The 9,544-nt window shown below is 64.4% G+C and carries 7 protein-coding genes; all 7 read right to left on the bottom strand.

The window, feature by feature from the left end; all coding sequences use genetic code 11:
* Positions 1-45: 45 nt before the first annotated feature.
* The 7 genes from OS124_RS0117565 to OS124_RS0117535 all read right to left on the bottom strand — a co-directional run bounded on the left by OS124_RS0117565 (position 46) and on the right by OS124_RS0117535 (position 9,457).
* Positions 46-1,251: a DUF6538 domain-containing protein gene (locus tag OS124_RS0117565; protein WP_010141159.1), complete on the bottom strand. Its 1,206-nt coding sequence runs from the start codon at positions 1,249-1,251 to the stop codon at positions 46-48.
* A 195-nt stretch (positions 1,252-1,446) separates the two neighbouring features.
* A complete protein-coding gene (locus OS124_RS0117560) occupies positions 1,447-2,025 on the bottom strand; it encodes a 3TM-type holin (protein WP_010141158.1) in 579 nt (192 codons plus the stop codon).
* Positions 2,016-2,636 carry a holin-associated N-acetylmuramidase gene (locus OS124_RS0117555; protein ID WP_010141157.1) on the bottom strand — a complete coding sequence of 207 codons (621 nt, stop codon included), beginning with the start codon at positions 2,634-2,636 and terminating at the stop codon, positions 2,016-2,018. Before OS124_RS0117555 ends, OS124_RS0117560 begins: the two co-directional genes overlap by 10 nt.
* 2 nt (positions 2,637-2,638) lie before the next feature.
* Complete coding sequence (locus OS124_RS25125; RefSeq protein WP_010141155.1) at positions 2,639-2,950, bottom strand: hypothetical protein; 312 nt, start codon at positions 2,948-2,950, stop codon at positions 2,639-2,641.
* 74 nt (positions 2,951-3,024) lie between these two features.
* On the bottom strand, positions 3,025-3,789 hold the full coding sequence (locus tag OS124_RS0117545) for a hypothetical protein (RefSeq protein ID WP_010141154.1): 765 nt from the start codon (positions 3,787-3,789) through the stop codon (positions 3,025-3,027).
* The gene (locus OS124_RS26205) at positions 3,789-6,968 is read right to left on the bottom strand and encodes a phage tail protein (protein WP_010141153.1); all 3,180 of its coding nucleotides are present in this window, start codon (positions 6,966-6,968) and stop codon (positions 3,789-3,791) included. Before OS124_RS26205 ends, OS124_RS0117545 begins: the two co-directional genes overlap by 1 nt.
* Entirely contained in the window at positions 6,965-9,457 is a 2,493-nt protein-coding gene (locus tag OS124_RS0117535; RefSeq protein ID WP_010141152.1) for a hypothetical protein, read from the bottom strand. Before OS124_RS0117535 ends, OS124_RS26205 begins: the two co-directional genes overlap by 4 nt.
* Positions 9,458-9,544: the final 87 nt, after the last annotated feature.

The raw sequence follows: 9,544 nt of genomic DNA, 5'->3' as shown, positions 1-9,544 counted from the left end.
TCTCATCAGCTAACACATTGGTTTTGCTCCAGCTATTCGCAGTAGCTAGGAGCCGTAGACCATGTCGGCTCTGGTGACCGCCTTCAACCACTTGCGCAGCACCTCCACCGGGTATCCCGACCCGTAGCTGTGGCCCACGCCGTCAGTCTGCCAACCGCCGATCTGGTCAACGATGTCAGCGGGGCACTCCACGGCCCTCAGGCGATCCCGCATGGCGTGGCGGAAGCCATGCATGGTAGTTTCCGCAGCTGCATGTTCCTTTAGCCATTTGTTCAGCGCGGCGCTGGCAGAGTTGGCATTGGTCGCCTCCCCAGTGTTGTAGCGAGGGAAGGCAAACTTGCTGTCTCCCCCCTCTTCCAGGATACGCAGCGCCGCCCATTTCGCCATACCTTCAAGCGGAACATCACGCTGGCTGCCTTTGGTCTTGAGACGCCGCCACGGATGCGGTCGCACATGAGCCACGATCTCGCCATCAGCTGAGACCGTCAGGTCCTCACGCAGCAACCCAGCCGCCTCCGCAAGGCGCATTCCGGTGTCAGAGACCAGCGCGACCAGCCACCGCAGCTCATCATCTGCTGCTACACAGAGCCTTTGTATCTGCGCCAGGCTGTCAGCCGCGACTGGCTTGCGCTCAGAAACGCCAGCGTCCCGGTCATAGTAGACCCCAGTGAACGGATTTATGAGTGACAGCCCCATCTCGCTGGCCGCGAAGTTGGTGACCGCTCGGACAGTTCCAAAGACGCGCGTCATACTGCTACCCGCCAGACCTCGGGCGACCAAGGCGTCACGAAAGGCGTTCGCATCCGCCTTCGAGTAGGCATCGAGTGGCTTGTCGCCACAGGCGTCTATGACGTAGCCGCAGGCCCGCTCCGCAGCTCTGTGGAAGGTCTTGGATTTGCCCTTCCCTTTCTGGGTCAGGTAGATCCCGACCGCCTCGGACAAAAGAACAGATGACGAAGTGGGAACGACAGCGGCAGGTTCTGTCGTGCGATCCGCTTTGCCTCTCATCTGGCGCAGCATGTGCTTGCCCGGCAGTTCGGTGACCTGGCTGCGCAGGTGATACCAGTACTCATCCAGTTGATCTGCTGCACGACGCGCCCTCGCCTCAGCGATCCTCGGGGACCTTGTGCGAAGGGAATAGGCGATGCGGGTCGCTGTGTAGTGGTCCCTCAGCTCCTTCGGGATGCGGCGGGTAAAGTAGAACACTCCGTCCTTCACGAAGGTGAATGCGGGCGAAATGGTCTCCGACATGGTCTACGGCTCCTAGCTACTGCGAATAGCTGGAGCAAAACCAATGTGTTAGCTGATGAGATGGTGCCCCCACACGGACTCGAACCGCGGACCCACTGATTACAAATCGCTGCCCACCTTAATAAAATCAATGGGTTAGCAAGACGCATCCGGAAAATAGAACGCAATGATTTCAAATGGTTACAGAACGCGCTCTCAGGCTTGCTTCCGCCAGTCTTCTACCGCTGCGTTCTGATCCGGACCGGCCGCGACGGCGCGCAACTCCAGCTCTGCGTCACCTGCCGTAGCCGCAACGCCGGGGCTGTCGTGGCGCAGGGCACGCAGCGCCTTCACGTTCTCGATCACCTGGGGAACGGCCGACCGCATTGCTTCGACCTGGGCCTTCAGCTCCCCGTGCTTCACCTGCATCCGACCGCCGAAGAAGAACAGCATGATCACCCCCAGGGCCTGCCATAGGGCGTCGGGGGTCAGGGCCAGGCCCTGCATGCGCTCGGCATACCAGATCGGATCCACCATGGCGGCGACCAGGAGCCCGATCACCCCCAGCGCCAGCAGCGGCCGGGGAAGCCGGTTCAGCGCATCGACGAAGCTCCCGAACCAACCACCGGCCCCGCGAACCTGTTCTGCCGCGTAGGCTGAGCGGGCCGAGGTGGTATTGTCCGCCGCACGCTGCGCCGTGCTCTCGGCGTTCGGCACGAAGACCTCGGCCGCCTCGCGCAGCACGTTCCGGTTGCCCCCGAAGAGCATGGTGAAGAAGCTGGTCATCAGTCCCATTTGGAAACCCTTTCCGCGAACTGGGCCGCGCTCATGTGGTAGCGCGGCGAGATGAACTCTTCGGCCCGATGGATCCAGCCGCCCTTTCCGCCGGCGCGGGTGCGGCAGTACTTCCGGGAGGCCGGGCGGCCGTCGGCGAGGCTGAAGTAGTAATTCCGCCGGGCAATGCCGTAGGCGTCCCGCAGGTAGCCACCGGCCGACTGTGCGACCCGATGCGCTGCACCGATGCTCTGGGGGCCGAGAGCGCCGTCCACGCTCACCTGCTCCCGGAACTCGCGCAGGACGCGCTGCAGGATCTTCACCGAGTTGGCGCCGGCGTTGACGTTCATGTCGAACACCGTGTCGATCAGCATCTCCGGGAGCTGGTCGATCTTTGGCCGGTGCAGATAGTGGTCAAGGAAGATCTCGATCGCATGGTCCTGCGTCAGCATCCGCACATCGGCGACGTCCACATCGCCGTCGCGATCGAGGTCGAGCCCGAGCTGGCGCATGGTGTGGATGGTCACGCCGAAATTGGTCGCGCCGCCCGGATCATCGGGATCATTCACGAAGCCCCCCTCCCGGGCGACGATGCTCCGGGCGATCGCTTGCGGTGTCAGATCAAGTGCCATTTTCACCTCCCGTTCGGAGTGCTTTCGATGCGTTCAAGCCGGGCGTCGATACGGGCAAGCAGCCCGAGGATTGAAGAGAACCTTTCATCCGCCCTGGCCTGTTCATTCTCCAAGGCGCGTACACGCGCCTCGAGCCGGTTCTGTTCGGCACGCGCCTCCTTCAGTTCCACGGCGCTTCGGGCGATCTCCGACGCATTGGTCTCCGTCTGGGCCCGCATGGCGTAGAACGCGCCGGCCCCACCAAGGAGTATCAGGACGATCTGCACCAGGTTCCCGAAGGAGATGGTCGGTGTGAATTCTGGCTTGCCGGCCATAGGGCCCTCTTCTTCTTGATCGGTGCCGCATCGATAGGGCCCGTTTGACAACACGGCCCGTGGGTGCTTCGCGATTAGCGCAAGATAAATCCTCTGAGCCGTGCGTCCTCGACGCGCCTGGCGTAGAGGTCATCCATGGCGGCACTGTCGAGCGCCGTGCTGAAGGTGATCGCCTCGTCGTAGGTGTTGGCCCGCTTCAGATCGGTCGACGCCAGGGGATTGATGTAGGGCCACCCCAGGGCGACCTTTCGACTTGCCGCCACACGCGCGTCCAGCGCCGCGGTCTGAACCGCGCTTTCGCCGAGCTTGATGCGGACATTGGTGCCGTCCTCGGCCAAGATGAGACAGATCCAGTCCCCGGCCGTCACGCCCTCGGGCAGCGGCACGGTCAGCAACGCCGCAGAAGTCGAGGTGGAGTCGTAGAATTCGACGTCGTTGTCGGCGCCGTTGAAGCCAACCCTCATGCCGACCGTTTCATTGTTCGAGCCCCGGGTCGTGAAGACCGGGCGCATCTTGTCGTCCGCCGGCACCTGGACATTGGCGCAGAGCGTCTGAACCAGGCTGTCATCAGCGCTCAGCAGGACGCCATAGTTGTCGCCATCCGGCACGGTAATCGAGCGGCCACCCCAGACATAGTCGCCCGCGGTCAACTCCAGGGTCGCGCTTCCCCCGGTGAGGCCGACAAGGCTGCTGTCGTCAACGCCGAACTGCCAATGGCCGCTGGCGTTTTCCTCGGGATCGCTTGTGTAGGGGAACACCGGGCTGACATCGGCCGGATCAAGGACCAGTGCGCCGGGGATGTCGGTGACGATATCATTGCGGAAGAAGTAGCTGGGCATCAGGAGCGCTCCAATCTGGTGGGGGTCAGGACGCGCGCCATGCTCCAATGATACATGGGCATGGCGGCGCCGTAGGCAGGGATCCAAGTGACGTCGGGGGTGCTGTCGCGGATCGAGGTCGCGGTGAGCGGGGTCACGAGGGCCGATCCTCCGTGGTCGTAGCCGATGCGAACGGAGATCTCTCCGGTCAGCGCTCCCCCCGAGATCGGGACCACGACGGTATCGTCGCCTAGGATCGAGACGGCGCCTAGGCTGGCCGCAACGCCGTCATCGGTCACCCTGATCCCCTCGTCGACGATCGTTCCAAGAGAGACCTGGTCCAGCACCAGCGGAGGCGTCGGCACGACATACCTGATGCGCACCTCGTTGGCGGCAGGGTCATAGACGGCACCGACCGGCTTGCAGACGGGCGGCGCCCGACGCGTGCGCTTCCAGGTCTCGATCGCCCGGGCGGTGTAGGCCCCCATCCATTGGTAGCCGTATGCGGTCGGATGGGTGTTGGCGTTCGAGGTTCGCGGGAAGGGATAGTTCGGGCTGACATTGAAGACCAAGGGGGTCTCTTCCGCCAGTTCCAGCTGGCCCGTCGTGATCAGGGTGGCGTCGCCCGCGGCATCAGTCTGCCAGACGAAATGCGCCGGCGGGAACACCTGGCCGGACGCTGCCATGGCCGCGGCGTCCCATTCGCGGAAATAGCGGAGAGTCTCCGCCTTCCACTCGGCACGAGGCGTGCCCAGGACAATGTCCTGCTCTCCCTGGGAATGGGCGTTGGCCAGGATGACCGGCGCCTTGCCGGCGGCAGCGGCCCGGGTACAGAAGTCCTGCAGCTGCTCATGCGCCCAGGCCTTCTTGACAGACGAATGCAGCATCTCGATCGAGTTGCCGCCGATGGCCGCATTCGCCCAGAACAGGATCCGCTCCGTGGGTGCGATCCCGGCCTCCGCGTAGATCTCGGAGAGACGATCGCAGAGCATCGGCCCCTGGCTTTCGCCGAAGTGATCCAGCTCCGTGCCATATGCCGTGTCGCTGGCAATCAGCGGAATGGTGGTCGCGGTGCCCGGGGTTCCATTGGCGTCCCCTTCGAACGCGCCGCCCGGCCGCGCGGAGCGTTCACCCGAGCCGAAGGTCAGGTTCGCATAGCGCGGCGCCTGCGTGACGACCTCGCCCAGTTCGTCAAAGCCGTAGGCGCCGGCCATGAAGCTCTGGCCGGTGCCGAACAGCCCGGTCCATTCACCGAACACGGGCCCGGCCGTCCAGAGCTGGTCATAGACGCCAGCGACATAGGGCTTGTTCTGGGCCTTGTCCCAGCCCTCGACGATGGTGCCGGCGGCGTCAACGTGGAACGGAGACACAGGGCCTTGGTCGCCATGCTTTTCGAGGGCCGAGATTGTCTTGCCGATGGCAAGCGCGACGGGGGCTTGTGCGATGGCATTGACCACAAGGCGCTTCGATTTCAGGTCATAGTAGACCGGGGAGATGTCTGCCCCCTCAGAGTTCCTGAGAACCAGGAGCGGGATCTGATTTTCGCCGGCGTATTTCTGCGCCTCGACCTGGCCCAGGTCCGCCAGAAGGCGCAGGAAATCCGATGTCCGTGCCCGGTCCCGCAGGGCCAGAGCAGACGCTTCGGCCGTGGCGCCTTGGCTCGCGGAGGCGAAGGCCAGGGCAAGGACGCGGACCCAGGCACCGGATTGAACTTGGTAGATCCCATCGACGGTGGAGCTGCCGCTTCCCGACACGAGGCCACTGTCGCCCTCGGCGAGGGTCCCGGGGGCAGTGAGACCGGCCACACTGGTGGCGCGCGCCACGACACCCGCCGCGAGCTCGGCGCCATCTCGCGCGGCTTCCGCCCAGGCCTGCGCGGCCTGCGCATCTTCTTTCGACAGCTGGGTCTCTGCCAGCGCAGCCTGGACATCGAGCTTGAGCTGCGTGGTCTCCGCCACCGTTGCAGGGTCGATGAGCTTTCCGGTCAGGTCGGCATGGGCATGGAAGGCCTTGATCGCGTAGATCATGGCGATGTTGCGCGGCCGGGTCTCGGTCCCGCCGGTGTCCTCGACAAGTTGGTGACCCGAGGAGCCGTCCTCGTAGAAGGCGCCCGTCCCGAGGTTGTTGCCCCCACCGACGCCAGGCGCCGAAGCTCCGAAACCGTAAACGGTCCCAGAGCTCACATCGGCAGACCACAGCCGGTGGTGGTGTGCCTTCAGTGCTTCGTCCTGATCGGAACCGATGGTCCGGCCGACATCGACGCCCCGTCCGTCGTCCCAGCCGCGGATGAATTCCCCACGTGTATCGGGAAGGAAGGGGTTACCTGTGCCGTCGGAGCCCCAGGGCGCGCCGGCGTCGACCAGGACCTGGCGCAGGTCGGGGGTTTCCGATGTGACGGCCCGGCCGTCCATGGGCAGGAAGGTGCTGGGGACATTGTTGATCGGGAAGATCGCCACCGCGCCCACCGGGAAGACCGCGCCGCCGATGTAGTCCTTGACGATCTTGGTCTCATCCAGGGCAGCCCGGGCACCGTCCGCGTCAGCTGCAGCCTTCGCGGCGTGGTGCAGCGCCGAGTACTTGCCCGCCTCGACCTCGGTATTCTCCGGCGCCTCGGCCCAGCTCTCGGACCGGTCCCGCGCATCCTCTGCTTCCGAGATCGCGGTGTCCATGTCACCGAACTGCTCGGCCGTCTCCTTCGCCTCTTCGGCGTAGCTCTGGGCGGCAGCAACTTCGGTCGCCGAGGGGCCATTGTCGAACCCGCCCTTTTCCTCGTTCCAGATGGGAACGCGACCATCTGCCGGGCTCAGCGGCGAGATCTTCCCGCGGGCGATCCGAAGCGAGCGGCCGGCGGCGTCCAGGGCGTCCTGACCGCCCTGGGCAAGAAGGTCGAGCTGGCGCTCCAACCCCTTCTCGCGCGCCCCGCTCTGCCCCACCCAGCCCTGCTGCAGGCTGGTCTCGCGATAGAGATAGATCTGGGCGCCGTCATAGGTCGCGGCAGCGCTGGCGCTGAGCGTGAGATTGCCCTCGTCGCCGCTGTCCGGATCGATCGTGTAATCCGCCTCGTCCAGGGCAACCGGATCCGCGTCGACGGCCTCGATGACCGGCTTGACGGCCCCACTCGTGTACTCATGCGGGATCGCATAGGGCCCCATGCCCGCGACGGTGTAATTCGGGACTTCGGAGAAAGGTTCGGTCGTCATCGCTCGCCTCCGACGATGTTGCTGAAATCAGGCCCTCGCTCGGGCCGCAGCTGGCCGCGATGCCACCAACTGCCCGTGCCGAAATCCCGCTGCTGGCGACGCTCCTGCTGACGCATGAGGCGCTCGGCTTCGGGATCGAGGAAGATGCGCAGCTGGTCGGCGACGGCACGGCCGTAGGCGAGGCGCGCGTACCAGAGGCTGGAAAACACCGGGGTGTTGTAGCCGACGAAATTCGCGGCATCGCGGCCCAGCAGGAAGCTGTCCCCGCTGATCGCGCGGTGGATTGGGTTGCCGACAAGGCCAATCACATCGCCCCCGAAGGACGTGACGGGGCCAGCCAGCGTCATCTCGAAACTGCCCCCCACGCGGCTCTCGGTTGCGGCGAAAAAATCTCCAAAGATGCCCGCGCCGCCGCCCTGCAGGATAGCGCCGCCCCAGAACTTGGCCTCATCCATTGGTCGGGGATCGTTGCCCTTGGCGAGTTCCTTCAACTGGATCGCCATGCCACCCATGAGGGTGAGGCCAAGGCCCATCTTCGCGGCATAGGAAAGACGGTTCCAAGGGGTAGGCTGCGCCAGATAGCGACGGTACTGCGCCAGCATTAGGGAAAGCGCGAAGCTCTTATACATCAGCGTCGAGCGCATGAACTCGCCCGATGGAGTTCCGGGCGACGTACTTCCCAGAACGAAGGCACGTGCCTCGAGGTTGGCCGAGGGTATCGCCACCTCCATCTGCTCCTCGATGAGCATATTCAGGCGTAGAGAGAGGCCTTCGGCCTCGGCGGGCGGTAGACTCTTCTGGCTGTAGCGCCAGTGCTGCGGCGACAAGAATGTCGCGCCGTTTCCAGCAGTGAACAAACCGTCCGGAGCACGCAGTAGCTCCCAGTCCGACCGGGTGATCCCGCGCGCTTTGAAGAGATCTCGCAGGGGTTCGTCGATCTGGTCGAAGCTCTGATCCGCGTTCTGCGCGAGGTAAGCCGAGAACTCCATTCGGAAGGCGTTCCGGTTCATGTCGGTCCAGAAGGCCAAGCCCGATGCCCGCATGGTGAAGCCCGACACACGTTCAGCGAATTCTCCGCCAATCACGTCGCCTGTAAAGCGAGCGGCAGTGCTTCCTGCTTCAGCAAGCGTATCGGCAACATAGCCCAGACGAGCTGCCAGATCTCGTTCACCGGAAGAGGCAAGAAGCTTCACCGAACGGGCCATGACATTGTTGGGGTTCAACCCGCTCGCACGGGCTCCCATCCGTATCGTCACGATGTCGGTCACTGCCGACAAGGGAGCCGAGCCGAGCTGGATCGAGGTAAGCAGCTTGCGGGTGTTGCTGAAGAAACGTGCCGCGACTTCATTATTAGTGCTGTTGGCCGCTCCGCTGAAGTGGGCCAACATAGTCTGCGCGCGCTCTCCAGCCTTGTTGATCCTCTGCTCGACCACTGCGTCCTTCTCTAGGGACGCCTGACGCTTGGCGACCTGGGTCGCATACTCGAGCCCCATTTTCGGGTTCGGGCCCAGGACGCGCATCTGGGCAATGTCACGGGCCATGCCATGAAGGCCGCCAATCATCGCCGAAAAAGGGTCCGAGGTGCCGAACCGGGCGTTGTAGTCCATCCAGGCGCTGCCACCTCGGAAGTGCAGCTCGCGGTGCTCGGCCCTGGTGTTGTAGAGCGCCTTGCCCCCCACGGTCATCGAGGGATCCTTGTCGTTCCAGCCGCGGGTCACGATCCCCTCGTAGATCTGGGACAGGAAGGCATTGGCATCCGCGCGGCGGGGAGCCCCCCCAATGGTGGTGAAGGGCTTGCCGGTGCTATGGTTGCGGATACGCGACCAGTCGAGCAGCGGCATGATGTACTTGGCCCATTCATCGAAGCCGACACGCCGAAGCGCGGCGACGTCATGGCTGTGGCTGACGCCGAAGTCGGCCAGCTCTCCGATGTCCCCGCCATGGGCATTGAACATCCGGCGCAGGCGGTTCTGCACCTTCCGCACCGCCTCGGCCATCGCCTTGGCACCAGGATCGCCGCTGTCCTCGAGGTGCAGCTCCTGGATGATCTTCCGCAGCCGCACGGGATCCCGGCTGTTGCCGATCATGTTGCGCCCCGTGGCGCGCAACACCTCGTTCAGCTCGGCATTCACGTCGCGCATCAGGGCATTGGCCAGGGACTGAACGCTTTCCCCTTGGAAGCCGCTTCCCTCGCTCCACTCCAGCAGGTTGATCAGGGCGCGCGCCGGGTCCTTCGCCGTGGTGATCAGGTCGTGCAGGCGCCGTTGCGCCTGCAGCTGGTTGACCACCTTGTGATGGCGCGACCGCCGCGCCTGCCTGGTTGCCTCTTTCAGATCGGCAGCGGCGGCCGCTTCAGCTGCATGGCGGGGCATGGTGGTCTCATACCGGGCCAGCAGCTGTTCGAATTGGGTTCCGGCCTCTTCGGCCCGGGTCTTGTCGAGATCTCCTGCATCAACGGCGCGCTGCAGGCAGTCATGGATATTGGCCATCAGAGCCCCCTTCCGGTCGGGCAGGCGTCCAGGGTGAGCTCGAGGGCCTCGTCGGCGTCGAGATCATCCAGGACCTGTTGCAAGGAA

This window comes from Oceanicola sp. S124 (genome assembly GCF_000220565.1).
GTDB lineage: Bacteria > Pseudomonadota > Alphaproteobacteria > Rhodobacterales > Rhodobacteraceae > Pseudooceanicola.
Note: the sequence above shows the minus strand (reverse complement) of the source record. Positions and strands in the feature narration are given on the sequence as shown.